Annotated in this window: 15 protein-coding genes; 13 read left to right on the top strand and 2 right to left on the bottom strand. The window is 73.2% G+C overall.

From position 1 onward, the window contains the following. Window positions 1-77 precede the first annotated feature (77 nt). The 10 genes from cobO (at window position 78) to A9977_RS03770 (ending at window position 11,094) form a co-directional block, all read left to right on the top strand. On the top strand, window positions 78-647 hold the full coding sequence (gene cobO, locus A9977_RS03725) for a cob(I)yrinic acid a,c-diamide adenosyltransferase (protein ID WP_183023540.1): 570 nt from the start codon (window positions 78-80) through the stop codon (window positions 645-647). Further along, window positions 644-1,330, top strand: coding sequence for a 5,6-dimethylbenzimidazole synthase (gene bluB, locus A9977_RS03730; RefSeq protein WP_183023541.1), 687 nt, complete (start codon window positions 644-646; stop codon window positions 1,328-1,330). The genes cobO and bluB overlap by 4 nt, the downstream gene beginning before the upstream one ends. Further along, a complete protein-coding gene (locus tag A9977_RS03735) occupies window positions 1,330-1,803 on the top strand; it encodes a MotA/TolQ/ExbB proton channel family protein (RefSeq protein WP_183023542.1) in 474 nt (157 codons plus the stop codon). The genes bluB and A9977_RS03735 overlap by 1 nt, the downstream gene beginning before the upstream one ends. A gap of 124 nt (window positions 1,804-1,927) precedes the next feature. Beyond that, a complete protein-coding gene (locus A9977_RS03740; protein WP_183023543.1) occupies window positions 1,928-2,281 on the top strand; it encodes a DUF2149 domain-containing protein in 354 nt (117 codons plus the stop codon). Between the two features lie 17 nt (window positions 2,282-2,298). After that, window positions 2,299-6,297 carry a cobaltochelatase subunit CobN gene (gene cobN, locus A9977_RS03745; protein WP_310936085.1) on the top strand — a complete coding sequence of 1,333 codons (3,999 nt, stop codon included), beginning with the start codon at window positions 2,299-2,301 and terminating at the stop codon, window positions 6,295-6,297. Next, a complete protein-coding gene (gene cbiB / locus A9977_RS03750) occupies window positions 6,294-7,232 on the top strand; it encodes an adenosylcobinamide-phosphate synthase CbiB (protein WP_183023545.1) in 939 nt (312 codons plus the stop codon). Before cobN ends, cbiB begins: the two co-directional genes overlap by 4 nt. A gap of 25 nt (window positions 7,233-7,257) precedes the next feature. Continuing rightward, window positions 7,258-8,268 carry an aminotransferase class I/II-fold pyridoxal phosphate-dependent enzyme gene (locus tag A9977_RS03755; protein ID WP_183023546.1) on the top strand — a complete coding sequence of 337 codons (1,011 nt, stop codon included), beginning with the start codon at window positions 7,258-7,260 and terminating at the stop codon, window positions 8,266-8,268. A 49-nt stretch (window positions 8,269-8,317) separates the two neighbouring features. Continuing rightward, entirely contained in the window at window positions 8,318-9,889 is a 1,572-nt protein-coding gene (locus tag A9977_RS03760; protein WP_183023547.1) for an ATP-binding protein, read from the top strand. Next, window positions 9,886-10,482 carry a response regulator transcription factor gene (locus A9977_RS03765; RefSeq protein WP_183023548.1) on the top strand — a complete coding sequence of 199 codons (597 nt, stop codon included), beginning with the start codon at window positions 9,886-9,888 and terminating at the stop codon, window positions 10,480-10,482. Before A9977_RS03760 ends, A9977_RS03765 begins: the two co-directional genes overlap by 4 nt. A gap of 123 nt (window positions 10,483-10,605) precedes the next feature. Then, a complete protein-coding gene (locus A9977_RS03770; protein WP_183023549.1) occupies window positions 10,606-11,094 on the top strand; it encodes a heme-binding protein in 489 nt (162 codons plus the stop codon). 1 nt (window position 11,095) lies between these two features. On the opposite strand, the gene A9977_RS03775 is transcribed toward A9977_RS03770, so the two are convergent. Together A9977_RS03775 and A9977_RS03780 are read right to left on the bottom strand one after the other, a co-directional pair. Next, on the bottom strand, window positions 11,096-11,272 hold the full coding sequence (locus A9977_RS03775) for a hypothetical protein (protein WP_183023550.1): 177 nt from the start codon (window positions 11,270-11,272) through the stop codon (window positions 11,096-11,098). Window positions 11,273-11,350: 78 nt separating this feature from the next. Next, the gene (locus A9977_RS03780) at window positions 11,351-12,250 is read right to left on the bottom strand and encodes a universal stress protein (RefSeq protein WP_183023551.1); all 900 of its coding nucleotides are present in this window, start codon (window positions 12,248-12,250) and stop codon (window positions 11,351-11,353) included. A 554-nt stretch (window positions 12,251-12,804) separates the two neighbouring features. On the opposite strand from A9977_RS03780, the gene A9977_RS34585 reads away from it, so the two are divergent. The 3 genes from A9977_RS34585 to A9977_RS03795 are packed head-to-tail and all read left to right on the top strand — an operon-like array spanning window position 12,805 to window position 15,072. Beyond that, window positions 12,805-13,539, top strand: coding sequence for a TonB family protein (locus tag A9977_RS34585; RefSeq protein ID WP_220811507.1), 735 nt, complete (start codon window positions 12,805-12,807; stop codon window positions 13,537-13,539). A 2-nt stretch (window positions 13,540-13,541) separates the two neighbouring features. Then, on the top strand, window positions 13,542-14,057 hold the full coding sequence (locus A9977_RS03790) for an RNA polymerase sigma factor (RefSeq protein ID WP_183023553.1): 516 nt from the start codon (window positions 13,542-13,544) through the stop codon (window positions 14,055-14,057). A 34-nt stretch (window positions 14,058-14,091) separates the two neighbouring features. Further along, window positions 14,092-15,072 carry a FecR domain-containing protein gene (locus tag A9977_RS03795; RefSeq protein WP_183023554.1) on the top strand — a complete coding sequence of 327 codons (981 nt, stop codon included), beginning with the start codon at window positions 14,092-14,094 and terminating at the stop codon, window positions 15,070-15,072. Window positions 15,073-15,082: the final 10 nt, after the last annotated feature.

A 15,082-nucleotide genomic window follows, 5' to 3' on the forward strand; every position in this document is an offset into this window, starting at 1 on the left:
TTCTGCGAAACCTTTGCGTCCTCTGCGTCCGGCAACCCGCATTCCCGCCCTTCGAATTCGACCGCCTAGGAATCAACATGCAAATCGAAACCCCACCCAGCGCCAAGCCCTACGAGAAGCCCGAGGGCGAACGCCGCGGCATCGTGATCGTCAACACCGGCGACGGCAAGGGCAAGAGCACGGCCGCCTTCGGCCTGGCGCTGCGCGCGCATGGCCGCGGCAAGGCCGTGAAGATCTGGCAGTTCATGAAGGTGCCGACGGCGCGCTTCGGCGAGCACCGGATGTTCGAACACCTGGGCATCCCGATCGAGGGCCTGGGCGACGGCTTCAGCTGGAAGAGCCAGGACCTCGAGCATTCGGGCCAGCTCGCGCGCGACGGCTGGCTGCGCGCCAAGGCCTCGATCCTGTCGGGCGAGTACTTCCTCGTGGTGCTCGACGAGATCACCTACCCGCTGATCTACGGCTGGCTCCCGCTGGACGACGTGCTGGCCACGCTGCGCGAACGGCCCAAGCACGTGCACGTCGCGCTCACCGGCCGCCGCTGCCCGCCCGAGCTGATCGAGCTGGCCGACACCGTGACCGAGATGACCATGGTCAAGCATGCGTTCAAGGCCGGCATTCCCGCCCAACGCGGCATCGAAGATTGAGCACCCCGGCCTTCACCGCCGACGAGGCGCAAGCCGTCCATCGCGCGATCCGCGAGCGCCGCGACATGCGGCACTTCGCGGGCGGCGAGGTCGCGCCCGAACTGCTGCGCCGGCTGCTCGAGGCGGCCCATCACGCGCCCAGCGTGGGCTTCATGCAGCCCTGGCGCTTCATCCGGGTGCGCGACGCGGCCCTGCGCAGGCAGCTGCATGCGCTGGTCGAGCAGGAGCGCGTGCGCACCGCGCAGGCGCTGGGCGAACGCGAAGACGCATTCATGCGCCTCAAGGTCGAGGGCCTTCTCGATGCGGCCGAGCTCATCGCCGTCACGCTGGCCGACGGCCGCGAGCACCATGTGTTCGGCCGCCGCACCCTGCCGCAGATGGACCTGGCCTCGGCCGCCTGCGCGATCCAGAACCTGTGGCTGGCCGCGCGCGTCGAGGGGCTGGGCATGGGCTGGGTCTCGCTCTTCGACCCGGCGCAGGTCGCATCGCTGCTGGGGCTGCCCGCGGGCGCCGAGCCCATCGCGCTGCTGTGCCTGGGGCCGGTGCACGGCTTCTACGACGAACCGATGCTGCAGCGCGAACGCTGGGCGCAGCGCGCGCCGCTGGCATCGCTGGTGTTCGACGACCGCTGGGGCACGGCCTCGGCGCTGTTCGATGCCTCCGAAAAAAAGGAAACCCCGTGATGCTGGCCTTCGATAGCGTGCTGTTCGAGCTCGCGCGCCTGTTCCTCTGGCCGGTCACGCTGGGCGTGCTGCTGTCCTTCGTCTACGCGGTGTGGAGCCTGGGCGCCTTCGCGGTCGAAGGGCTGCAGCGCCGGCGCGACCCCGCACGGGTGCTGGTGCTGCGCGCGGTGGCCGACCAGGGCCAGGAACAGATGGAGCTGGCGGTGCTCAAGTCGCTCGAGGGCGTGCGCCTGTGCAGCCGCGTCGCGCCCATGCTGGGCCTGATCGCGACCATGATCCCGATGGGCCCCGCGCTGGTGGCCGTGGCCTCGGGCCAGTCGCAGGGCGTGGCCCAGAGCCTGGCGCCGGCCTTCGCGGCCGTGATCGTGGCACTGGCCTCGGCCTCGATCACCTTCGTGGTCTACACCGTGCGCCGGCGCTGGCTGATGCGCGAACTGGTGACGGTGCTGGACGCACGCGACGCACTCGTATGAGCGCAGCGCCGGGCCGCCCCAAGCCAGCTCGCACCGCAGCGCGGAGCGCGGAGGTTTCCGAATGCGCAGCGCCGGGCCGCCCCAAGCAAGCTCGCACCGCAGCGCGAAGCGCGGAGGTTTCCGAATGACGCGCCGCCGCTTCAGCATTCTCGACAGCCTCGACGCCGAGGACGACGACCCGGTGCTGTCGACCATCAACCTGATCGACGTGTTCCTGGTCGTGATCGGCATGCTGATGATCGCGGTGATCGACAACCCGATGAACCCCTTCGCGCAGGACAAGCTGACGATCATTCGCCACGAGGGCCAGCCTGACATGGAGATCCTCACCAAGGAAGGCCAGAAGCTCACGCGCTTCAAGGCCAGCGGCGCGACCGGGCAGGGCGACGGCGAGAAGGCCGGCACCGCCTGGCGGCTCAAGGACGGCACCATGGTCTATGTGCCGGCCGACGCGACGCCGGTGCAGGGTTCGAAGTGATGCGCTGGTGGCTGGCCGTGTGCTTGCTCCTTTGCGGGCTGCAGCCGGTGCTGGCGCAGCCTTCGCCATCGCATGTCGTGCTGCTGAGCACGCCGCTGGTCTCGCCCGCGCGCCTCGCGCGGCTGCAGGCGGCCGCGGCCGAGGCCGGCCTCGCGCTGCAGGTGGTGTCGGCCGCGCGTGATACGCCCGAGGTCCTGAGTGCCGCTTTGAAAGATGCGCGCCTGCTCGTGATCGACGCGCCGCACGCGAGCGTGGCGCAGGCCGCGGCGGCGCGCTTCGGTGAGATGGTCGCGCGCAGCGGCACGCCCTATGTGCTGATCGGTGAGTTCGCCCTGGTCGCCAAGGGCCAGGCCGCGGGCGCCGCGCCGCTGGCGGCCGAGCGCGGCGTGGACCCGGCCTGGGCGCAGCGGCTGCGCGCCTACTGGCGTTTTTCCGGCGCGGCGAATATCGCATCGGCCATGACGGCACTGGGCCGGGTCGGCGACATGGCCGGCCTGCCGCCACCGGTCGAGCTGCCGCTGGCCGGCTTCTACCACCCGGGCTGGCCGCGTGTCGAAGGCGACATCGCGGCGCTCGACACACTGCCCGCTTCGGCCGGCGGCACAGTGGCCATCGCGGTCAACAGCGCCACGCTGACCGGCGACGACACGGCCTGGCTCGACCAGCTGATCGACAGCCTCGGCCAGCGCGGCCTGCGCGCCTATGCCTTCTACGGCCCGCGCCAGCAGGCCGACCTCTACTTCCGCATGACCCACGCCACGGCCGCCGACGGCGGTACGCGCCGCATCGCCGACCTGATCGTGAATGCCGCGCTGGTGTTCAACCCCAACGAGCGCAAGGCCGAGCTCGAACGCATCGGCGTGCCGGTGCTGCAGACCCTGCCCGCACTGGCGATGAGCGCTGCGCAGTGGGAGGCCAGCCCCGACGGCCTCGCGCCCAGCGACGTCGCCTCCTACTACAGCCCCAGCGAGCTCGCGGGCATGACCGACGCGATGCTGGTCTCGGCGCGCGATCCGGCCACCGGCACATTGCAGCCGCTGCCCGCGCAGATCGACGCCGTGGCCGACAAGGCGGCCGCGCTGCTGCGGCTGCAGCGCACGCCGCCGGCCGAGCGCCGCGTCGCGATGCTGGTCTACAACTACCCGCCGGGCGAGGCGAACTTCGGTGCCTCCTTCCTCAACGTGCCGCGCAGCATCGACCGCATGCTGGGCGCGATGCAGGCGGCCGGCTACCGCACCGGCCCACCGGGCAGCGAGGCGCTGATCGCGCAGGTGCAGGCCACGATGCAGGCCTACTACCGCGCCGACGCGCTGCAGCCGCTGCTGGACCGCGACCTGGCGGCCAGCCTGCCGCTGGCGCGCTACCTCGCCTGGTTCCGCGCGCTGCCGGCCGCGACGCAGCAGCGCATCGAGGCCTACTGGGGTCCGCCCGAAACGTCGACCCTGCTGCGCACCGTGGACGGCGCGGCGGCCTTCGTGATCCCGCGCGTGCGCTTCGGCAACGTGGTGGTGCTGCGCCAGCCGCCGCGCTTCGAGCCCGGCACGACGGTGCGCGACCCGGCCGCGCAGGTCTACCACCGCTCGGCCGTGCCGCTGAGCCACAGCTACCTCGCGACCTACCTCTGGCTGCGCACGGCCTTCGGTGCCGGCGCGGTGGTGCACGTGGGCACGCATGGCACGGTCGAATGGTCGGCCGGCAAGGAGCGCGGCCTGTCGGCGCAGGACGATCCGCTGCTGGCGCTGGGCGACCTGCCCAATGTCTATCCCTACGTGATGGACAACCTCGGCGAAGCCACCACCGCCAAGCGCCGCGGCCGCGCGACCATGGTCAGCCATTCGACGCCGCTGTTCTCGCCGGCCGGCCTGCGCCCCGGCGTGCAGGCCCTGCACGAGCGCCTGCACGACTGGGAGACGCTGGCGCCGGGCCCGGTGAAGCGCGCGCTCGAAGCGCAACTGGCGACCGAGTTCACGGCCCAGCACTACGAGCGTGACCTGCAATGGACGCCCGCGCGCCTGCGCGCCGACTTCGCAGGCTTCGTCGCGGTGTTGCATCCCTACCTGGAGGAACTCGCGCAGACCGCGCAGCCCCTGGGCCTCGCCACCTTCGGCGAGACGCCTTCCCCCGAGCGCCGCCGGCTCACGCTGCTGCAGATCCTGCGCAAACCATTGCTCGCGGCGCTGGGCGGGGACCCGGAAGAAGCCGTGTTCGTCGAGGGCGACCAGCTCGCGGCGTCGGCATCGGCGCGCTGGCTCGAAGTCGCGGTGCGCGATCCCGAAGCCGCGGCCGCGCAAGGCCGGGGCCCGGCCGAGGTCGAGGCCCTGCGGGCGCTCGCGCTGCGCGCGCAGCGCCTCGATGCACTGCTCGCCGACAACCAGGAAACCGCGGGCCTGCTGACCGCGCTCGACGGCCGCTACCTGGCCTCGCGCTACGGCGGCGATCCGGTGCGCAACCCCGACAGCCTGCCGACCGGGCGCAACCTCCACGGCTTCGACCCCAGCCGCGTGCCGACGCGGGCCGCCTGGGCGGTCGGTACGGCCGCGCTCGATGCGTGGATCGCGGAGCATGCGAGAACGCATGGCGGCCGCGCGCCCGAGAAGATCGCCTTCACGCTCTGGGCCGGCGAGACGCTGCGCCACCAGGGGATGATGGAAAGCCAGGTCTTCCATGCGCTGGGCGTGCAGCCGCGCTGGGACGAAGGTGGGCGCATCGTGGGCATCGACATCGTGCCCAGGGCCACGCTGGGCCGGCCGCGCATCGACGTGCTGCTGAGCGTGACCGGCTCCTACCGCGACCAGTTCCCGGCCGTGATGCGCTGGATGGACGAGGCGGTGCGGCAGGTCGCGGCCCTGAACGAAGCCGACAACGCGGTCGCGCGCCACAGCGCGGCGATGGCGCAGCGCCTGCGCACCCAGGGCGCCTCGGCCGAGGAGTCGCAGCGCTGGTCCACCGCGCGCATCTTCTCCAACGCGCAGGGCAGCTACGGCGCCGGCCTGGAAGAGGCCGCGCTCGCGACCGCGCTCTGGACCGGCCAGCGCCGCGCGGGCGGCGACGCGCAGATGGCGCAGCTCTACATGGACCGCATGGGCCACGCCTACGGCGCCGGTCTCGAGGGCGCGCTGCGCCAGGGCGCCTATGCCGACAACCTGCGGCAGGTCGATGCCGCGCTGATGTCGCGCACCTCCAACCTCTACGGCGTGCTGACCAACGACGACCCCTTCCAGTACCTGGGCGGCATCGCGCAGGCGGTGCGCCAGCTCACGGGCCGGGACCCGGCGCTCTACGTGCAGAACCTGCGCAACGCGGCGGGCGAGGGCGGCGTGGTGCGCACCGACACCGCCGCCGGCGCCATCGCGCGCGAGATGCAGACCCGCTACCTGCACCCGCAATGGATCGCGGCCCAGAAGGCCGAGGGCTACAGCGGCACGCTGCAGGTGCTCAAGACCGCGCAGTTCCTCTGGGGCTGGCAGGTGACCGCGCCCGCGACCGTGCGGCAGGACCAGTGGCAGTCGCTGCACGACGTCTATGTGCGCGACCGCTACCGGCTCGGCACGCGCGCCTGGCTCGAGGGCGCGAACCGCGCGGCCTTCGCGCAGACGCTCGAACGCATGCTCGACGCGGTCCGGCTCGACTACTGGCGGCCCGATGCCGCGACCCGGCGCGAACTCGCGCGGGCCTATGCCGAGGCCGCCAAGGCCAGCGGCCTGGTCGAGCGCCATGCGGGCGTGCAGCGCTTCGCGCAGGCGGTGCTGGCGCCCGCGGCCGTGCCTTCGGTCAATGCCCCGGTGCGGCCGGTGGAAGCGGCACCGCCCGCCACCGTCGAGGCGCCCGCCGACCCCGACGCACCCCGGCGCGTGCAGGGCCTGCGCCTCGATGCCGTCGCGCCCACGCCGCCGCCCGTGCCGCCGGTGGTGCAGGGCCTGTGGGCTGCGCTGGCCGTCGCGCTGCTGCTGGCCTTGGGCGCGATCGCGCAATGGCGGCGCGGCCGCCGCACCGCCGCCGCGGAGGCGCGCGCATGACGGCCGCGGTCGCGATGGCCGCCGCGCTGCTGCTGGCACTGTGTGTCGACCATGCCTTCGGCGAGCCGCCCGCGCGCTGGCATCCGGTGGTGTGGATGGGGCGCTACCTGGGCGCGGCGGGCCGGCGTATCGCGCCGCTCGCAGGCACGGCCGAAGCGCCGCGGGCCAAACCCTTCATCGCGGGCGCGTTGGCCTGGTGCGTGGGCGCCGGGGTCGTGGTGCTCGTCGCCTACCTGCTGCAGCGCCTGGTGGCGCAGTCGTGGCCGGTGGTGGCCGCGCTGCTGCTGGGCCTGCTGCTCAAGCCGCTGCTGGCGTGGCGCATGCTGCGCGACGAGGTGCTGGCGGTCGAGGCCGCGCTGGCCGAATCGCTCGATGCGGGCCGGGCGCAACTCGCGCGCCTGGTGAGCCGCGACGTGAGCGCGCTGAGCGCGGCCGAGGTGCGCGAGAGCGCGATCGAGTCGCTGGCCGAGAACCTCAACGACTCGGTGGTCGCGCCCATCTTCTGGTTCGTGCTGGGCGGCCTGCCCGGCGCCGCGCTGTGCCGCTTCGCGAACACCGCCGATGCGATGTGGGGCTACCGCGGCGAGCGCGGCGGCCGCATCTGGGAATGGGCGGGCAAGTGGGCCGCGCATGCCGACGACTTGCTGTCTTGGGTGCCCGCGCGCCTCACGGCGCTGCTGCTGCACGGGCCCTGGCCCACTGCGGCGCTACGCCGCGAGGCGGCGCGCACGCCGTCGCCCAACAGCGGCTGGCCAATGGCGGCGATGGCGCTGCGGCTGGGCGTGCGCCTGGGCAAGCCGGGCGTCTATGTGCTCAACGCCGAGGGGCGTGCACCGGAACCGGCGGACCTGCCGCAGGCCGCGCGTCTGGGCGGCCGCGCGGTGCGCGTGTTGGCCGCGCTGGCGGCGGTGGCCGCAGTGGCCGTGCGCTGCTGAGGCGCGCTTGCGTATCCTCGACCCGATGTCCTCTTCCTCCTTCCCGCCCATCGTGCACGGCGGCCCCGATGCGCTGGGCGTGCCGGCCCACGATTTCTCGAGCAACGGCAATGCCTGCGGCCCATGCCCGGCCGCGCTGGCGGCCCTGCAGGCGGCCGATGCCGAACACTATCCCGACCCGCACTACACGGCCCTGCGCGAGACGCTGGCCCGCTTCCATGGCGTCGACGCCTCGCGCATCGTGGTCGCGGCCAGTGCCAGCGAGTTCATCTTCCGCATCACCGCGGCCTTCGCCGCCCGCGGTGGCCGCTATGTGGTGCTGCCGCCGCACAGCTACGGCGACTACCGCCGCGCGGCGCGCGCCTGGGGGCTGACGGCGGTGGCGCGCGGGGCGCCGGTCGAGCCCGCGGCGCTGCACTGGTACTGCGACCCCTCGAGCCCGCTGGGGCAGGCCGAGCCGGCCTTCGGCGCGGGCATCGATGCGCTGCCGCCGGCGGCCTGCGGCGTGCTCGACCTGGCCTACGAGCCCCTGCGCCTCGAAGGCGCATTGGCACTCGACGCGGTGCAGCGCGACCGCGTCTGGCAGCTCTGGACGCCCAACAAGGCGATGGGCCTGACCGGCATCCGCGCGGCCTACGCGATCGCGCCGCGCGCCGACCGCACGCTGCACGAGGCGCTGCTGCAGATGGCGCCCTCGTGGCCGGCCGGCGTGCATGGCGTGGCCCTGCTCGAAGCCTGGACCCGGCCCGATGCGCAGCAATGGCTGGCAGGCTGCCGCGCGACCTTGCGGCCCTGGAAGGCGCGCCAGCAGGCGCTGTGCGAGGACCTGGGCTGGACGGTGCTGCCCAGCGTGGGAAATTTCATCGGCGTGCGCCCGGCCGGGGGCGGCGTGCCGGCCCTGGCCGCGGCGCTGCGCGCGCGGGGCGTCAAGGTGCGCGACGCGGCCTCCTTCGGCCTGCCCGAGGCGCTGCGGCTGGCGGTGCTGCCGCCGGCCTCGCAGGACGCCTTGCGCGACGCGGTGCGCAGCCTGGGCTGAGCGCCCGCGCATCGACACTGCCCGCGGGCTTGCGTACCATCGCCTGCCCATGGCCCTTTCCAACACCCTTGACGCGAAGACCGTTGCGCTGACCGCAGCCCCCGTGCCGGCGGCGCCGGTGGCGGCATGGCCGTCCTGGCGCTGGCTGGCCGCCTGGCTGCTGCTCATGGTGCTGGGCGCCGCGCTGCTCGCGGGCTGGCGCTTCCACCAGCTGGGCCAGCGCTTCGACGACGAGGCCCGCACCCTGCACCGCACGATCGCGCAGCGGGTCGGCCAGCACGACGCGCACCTGACCAACCTGCATGCGATCGCGCAGCTCGACGATCCGCAGCGCGCCACCTTCCGCGCCGTGGCCTCGGCCATCCGGACCTTCTACCCGCGCATCGTGGCCATCGACCTGGTGCGCCTTTCGCCCACACCCGAGGTGCTGGCCTCGACCCGCGACGTTGGCGCCGCGCCGGTGCGGCTCGAGGTCGTGGCGCAGCGCGCGGCCACCCTGGGCGCGGGCAAGGCCGCCATGCTCGACGCGCCTGTGGGGACGGGCTACGCGATGGTCAAGCGCATCGGCGATGCGCCCTTGAGCGCGCTGGTGCTGCAGATCGACGCGGCGCAACTGATCGCGCCCGACGGCCTGGCGCCTGCGAACATGGCCGTGTGGCTCACCGATGCGCAGGGCACGGTCTTCGGCGGGCGGCCCGCCGACGCGGACGAGGGTTGGCCGCGTGCGCTGGGTTTCGCACAAGGCCTGGGCAGCACCAGCCAGCCGCTGCAGCTGGTGCTGAGCCGCCGCCTGGGCTGGGCCGAGCTGCTGCCGGCCGGTGGGCTGCTCGCGCTGGCCATCGGCGGCGCGGCGCTGCTGTGGGCCGCGGGCAGCGTGCAGCGCGTGCGGCGCGCGCGCCGCGAGGCGGCCCGCCAGGCGCAGGAACTGCGGCTGGCCCATGCGATGCGCGTCAACGGCCTGGGCGAGATGGCCTCGGGCATCGCGCACGAACTCACGCAGCCGCTGACCGCGATGCTGAGCCAGAGCCAGGCCGGATTGCGCCTGATCGAGCAGGGCGCCGACGCGGCGGCGATGGTGCCGATCCTGCAGGCCAACGTGCGGCTGGCGCGGCGCTCGGGCGACATCCTCGAGCGCATCCGTTCCTACGTGAGCCAGCGCGAGCCGGCGGTGGAAGCGGTGGCGCTCAATGCGCTGGTCGAGGGCGTGGCCGAACTGGTGCAGGCCGACCTGCGCGCGCGCGGCATCGCGCTCGAACTGGTGCTCGATCCCGCGGGCCCGGTGGTGCGCATCGACGCCATCTCAGTCGAGCAGGTGCTGCACAACCTGGTGCGCAACGCGGCCGAGGCGCTGCAGGGGCAGGACGGCGCGCGCATCACGGTGCGCACGCGAGCCGACGCCGCCGGCGCGCAGGTCGCGGTGATCGACAACGGACCGGGCATCGCGCCCGAGCAGCTGGCGCGCGTGTTCCAGCCCTTCTTCACCACCAAGGAGGGCGGCATGGGCCTGGGCCTGTCGCTGTGCGAGCGGCTGGTGGAGAACATCGGCGGGCGTATCGAGGCGCAGAGCACGCCGGGCGAGGGCAGCGTCTTCACCGTGCAGTTGAGGAAGGCCGCGCGATGACGCACCCGGTGTTCCTGATCGACGACGACGCCGACGTGCGCGAGGCCCTGGCGCTGCTGCTGCGCACCCTGGGCTATGCGGTGCAGGCCTTCGATGGCGCGGCCGCCTTCCTGCAGCGCGAGCCGGCTGGCGCGCAGGGCTGCGTGGTGACCGACGTGCGCATGGCCGGGCTCTCGGGCCTGCAACTGCTCGAGCGGCTGCAGGCCGATCCGCAGCCGCTGCCGGTGGTGGTGATCACCGGCCACGGCGACGTGTCGGTGTGCCGGCGTGCGTTCCGCGGCGGGGCGGTGGATTTCCTCACCAAGCCGGTGGACGAGCAGGCCCTGCTCGAGGCGGTGCAGGCCGGCATGGCGCGGCTCGAGGAGAGCGCGGCGCTGCAGGCGCAGCGCACGCAGGCCAGTGCCAAGCTCGAGCAGCTGAGCGCGCGTGAAGACGAGATCCTGCGGCTGATCGCCGACGGCCTGTCGACCAAGGAGATCGCGCGCCGGCTCGAACTCTCGCCGCGCACCGTGGAAAAACACCGCGCCGGCATCGCCTTCAAGCTCGGCACGGGCTCGGTGGCGGAGATGGTGCGCGCGGTGCTGTCGCCCTGAGGCTGAAGCGACTGGGTAGAACTACCCAGCCGCGCGGGTAGCGCCACGGCTGTTCAGCGCGCGGCGCGAAATTTAGATTCCCTGCTGAGCCGGATGTCCCGGCTTCGCCTCAAGGAAATCCAAATGAACACCTCCCGTCTTCTGATCGCCGCCGCACTCGTCGCCGCCCCGCTGCTGGGCCAGGCCCAGGTGCTGCAGGAGCGCAACATCTCGCTGGCCCTCGCGCAGGAAATCGCGCAGTCGGCCGTGGCGGCCTGCACGCAGAAGGGCGTCAACGTGACGGCCACCGTGGTCGACCGCGCGGGCCTGGTGCGCGCCGTGCTGCGCGCCGACAACGCCGGCCCGCATACCGTCGAAGCCAGCCGCGCCAAGGCCTTCACCTCGGCCTCGACCCGCGCACCCACGGCCAACCTGGGCGAGAACGCGCAGAAGAACCCGGGCGCGCAGTTCCTCAACGACATCCCCGGCTTCCTGCTGCTGGCCGGCGGCGTGCCGATCCGCGCGGGCAACGACGTGATCGGTGCCATCGGCATCGGCGGCGCACCGGCCGGCAGCACCGACGCGGAATGCGCGGTGGCGGCGCTCGAACTGGCCAAGGACAAGCTCAAGTAAGTCAGTCCTCGGTGCGCTCCTCGCCCGGCGCCTGGTCGAGCTTGGGGTTGCGCACCTTCTTCATCAGTTCCTCGCCCTCGGTGTCCTTGCCATCGCTGGGCACCGCTTCCTCCTGGGTGATCTCGGGCTCCTCGTGCAGGGTGGCGGGCTTCTGCGGGGTGGCGGGGCTGTTCGTCATGCGGGTCTCCAGGCTGGTAAAGCACCAAGGTCGCAGCTTCCGGCGCCCGCGCGCTTCAGGCCAACGCGCCGATGCCCGTCAGCCAAAGCCGACAGCGCGTTCGGCCTCCAGCCGCTGCTTCGCCCGCGGTCGGGTCGCGGCCACGGCGTCTTCCGGCACCACCAGCACGTCGCTGCCGACGCAGCCCAGCAGCCGCTGCGCCGTGCCGGGGCACAGCCATTCCGCCAGCAGTGAGCGCCGCTGCCGCCCGATCACCACCAGGTCGGCGCGCAGGTAATCCTGCTGGATCGCCAGCTGGCGCGCCGGGTCGCCGCGGCCGATGGCCGACATGACGCGGTTGCGCCGCGCGTCCGAGCCCCGGCCGAGCCCGGCCATGCGCGCGCGGGCGCGGTGCAGCCGCTCGCGCAGGTGGGCGTCGATCACGGCTTCGGACACCGAGGCATAGCGCAGCTTGGCCTCGTGACCCTCGCCCAGCGCGTGGAACAGCGCGATCTCGGCCTGGGCATCGAAACGGCCCGCGAGTTCGAGCAGCGGCTGCGATGCGGGGCCCAGGTCGACCGCCACCACGATGCGTTCGTAGTGGCGGCGTGGCCGCACGCGCGTGACCAGCACCAGGCAGCGGCACTGGCGCAGCAGCCGTTCCACGGTCTGGCCGAGCAGGTGCGCGCCCAGCGTCCGGTCGCGGCGATGGGCCAGCACCAGCAGATCCACGGACCGGGCTTCGTCGGCGATGTCCGCGACGCTGTTGACGGCCTGTTCGACCGTGCGGATCGCCAGCCCCAGCCGGCTGTTCATCTCGCGCGCCAGCTGGGCCAGGTGACTGGCGGCGCCCAGGCGCGGCGGGCTGCCGGCCGGACCGGCGTACATCAGCTTGAGCGTCGCGCCATGGGCCAACGCCAGGCGCGCGGCGCGCTCCATCGCCAGGTTGCCGTCGATCGACAGGTCGGTCACGGCCAGGATCGATTGGATGTTCTGCATCGTCTTGTCTCTTTCGGTGACGGACGGCGCGCGCATTGCTTCGAACGAACGCGCGGCGGTCCATCGCATGCGGCGGCCCCGAAACCCACGGGACGGCCGCGACCGCGCGGGGCGGATGCCCGGCGGTCGATGGTTTGCGCGAAGGAGGGGAAAGGGGCGGACCGCCGGGCTCAGGGATGTCCGGGCGTGGGCCGGAGATCCGCCGTTCCCGCCATGCGGCGTCCACGCGGCAGGCCCGTCGCGAGGGACGGGCGGAGGCTGTCGAGATGACGGCAGGACGCAGGGGAGGTGTGCACGCGCCCGAGTGTAGGAAGCCCGCGCGGGCGCGACAAGCAAAGGCCATGCGGCGTCTGCCGATATGCGCTCGCTGCGCCGATGTAACGAGGCTGTCGCATTGGGGCGCCACCATCCCATGTTCAGTGGAATGGTGCACAGGCCTTGTCGATTCGAATCGTCCTCCCTTCACGCTTCTTGCGGCGAGCCCGCGGGCGTGCGCCCGCGCGCGGCCGGGCAGGGCGCGCGGACGGTTCGCGGTGCGTTCCCAAGCAGCCGGCGTGAGCCGTCACCGGGTCATCCTGCAGATGCTGCTCTGCGGCCTGGCCGCGCCGGCGTGGGGGACGGATGAGGCGCTGCACGCCGCGCCGGGCCCCGTGGACATGGCGCGCGGCACGCTCGCATCGGCGGCGGCGCCGTGGTTCGATTTCGACATCCCCGCCCAGCCGCTGGCCGCGGCCTTGAACGCCTATGCCGACACCACCGGCCAGCCGGTGCTGCTGCCCAGCGAGGTCATCGGTCGCCGCTTTTCGGCGGCGGTGCAGGGCCGCCATTCGGCCGCGACGGGACTGCAGATCCTGCTCGAGGGTTCGGGTCTGGCCGCGGACCGGCGCAGCTCCCCATGGGGCCAGACCTTCGTGCTCAAGGAGAAGCTCGCCACCGCCGCCGCGCCGCCACCGCAGCCCGGCATGGCGGCGCTGTTCGGCGCGGAAGGCTATGCGGGGCTGGTGCAGGCGCGCGTCTGGCAGGCGCTGTGCGCCGATCGACGCAGCCGGCCGGGCGACTACGGCGCCGTGCTGCGCTTCGAGCTCGAGGCCGACGGCCGCGTCGGCCGCACCCGGCTCGTCGGCAGCAGCGGCGACGCCCGCCGCGACGCGGCCTTGCTGGACACGCTGCGGGCGGTCCGCATCGAGCGCGCGCCGCCGGTGGCGATCGCGCGGCAGCCACTCACGATCCGGATCGCGCCCGCGGGGCCGGGCGTCGGCCCCGCCTGTGCATCGCCAGGCGTGGGATAGCCATGGCCAACGAGACCCAACTCGTGCTGCTCGACTACCTGGGCAAGCACTACGCGACCCTCAAGCAGCGGCTCACGCGCAAGCTGGGCAACGCCGAGGACGCCGGCGACGCGCTGCACGACACCTGGCTGCGGCTCAAGGGCGGCGAGGACCTCGGGCCGATCCAGAACCCGGGCGCCTACCTGTCGCGCATGGCGGTCAACATCGCGGTCGACGTGCAGCGCCGGCACAGCCGCCTGCTGTCGGGCGAAGACGTCGACCAGCTGCTGGAGGAGGTGATGGACCCGGCCCCCGGTCCGGCGCAGACCGCCGAGGCGCGCTCGGAACTCGAGGCGGTGCGCCAGCTGCTGGAGCGCATGCCCGAGCGCCGCCGCGCGGTCGCGCTGCTGGTGCACGCCGAAGGGATGACGCAGAAGGAGGCCGCTGCGCACCTGGGCGTTTCGCTGCGCACGGTGGAGTACGAACTCAAGCGCTGCCATGAGCGCCTGGACGCCAGCCTGGCCGCGCAGCAAAAATAATGCGGGTTTCGCGGCCCGCCATTCGTCATCCCATATGAGAGAACAGAACGCACCCACGTCGCCCGCCGGTCTCGAGGACCAGGCGTGGAACTGGCTGCGCCTGCTCAGCTCGGGCGACGCCCGCGACATCGATGCGCAGCGCTTCCGGCGCTGGGTCCAGACCAGCCCCGCGCACCGGGCCGCCTACCAGCAGGTCAAGCTGCGCTGGGACGCGATCGAGCCGCCGGCGCGCGCGCTGCTGCGGATGAAGCCGGAGGCCGCCACGGTGCGGCCGCCTGCCATGCCGGCGCGCGGCCGCCGTGTTTTTCTCGGCACGGCGATGGCGGCAGCGGCGGTGACCGGCATGGCGGTGCTGCGCCCACCCATGGGCCTGTGGCCGGCGCCCGACGAATGGGCGGCCGACGACCGCACCGCGGCCGGCGAGCAGCGGCCGCTGCGGCTGTCCGACGGCGTCGAGGTCACGCTCAACACCCGCACCAGCGTGCGCCGCCAGACCGAGGACGGCCAGCCGGTCGGGCTGGACCTGATCGTCGGCGAAGCGGCCATCGACCTGAAGCGCGGCGGCCCTGCGTTCACCGTGGTGGCGGGCGTGGGCCGCAGCCAGGCGAGCGCGGGACAGTTCGAGGTGCGCCACCTGGACGGCAAGGTCTGCGTGAGCTGCCTCGAGGGCGCGGTGCGCGTGCAGCACCCGGCCGGGCTGCGTGCGCTCGAGGCGCGCCAGCAGACGGTCTACAGCGCCAGTGCGATCAGCGGCATCGCCCCCATCGACCCGCGCACGGTCTCGGCCTGGCGAGAGGGCATGCTGGTGTTCGACCAGACCCGGCTGGAGGACGCGCTGGCCGAGATCAACCGCTACCGCGCCGGCCGCGTGGTGCTGATGAACGATGCGCTGCGCGGCAAGCCGGTCAGCGGCCGTTTCGCCATCGCCGCGCTGGACCTCGCGCTGTGGCAGGTGCAGGAAGCCTTCGAACTCCGTGCGCGGTCCTTGCCCGGCGGCCTGCTGCTCCTGAGCTGAACGCGCGCTG

It is taken from the genome of Variovorax sp. UMC13, from assembly GCF_014170375.1.
Lineage (GTDB): Bacteria > Pseudomonadota > Gammaproteobacteria > Burkholderiales > Burkholderiaceae_C > Variovorax.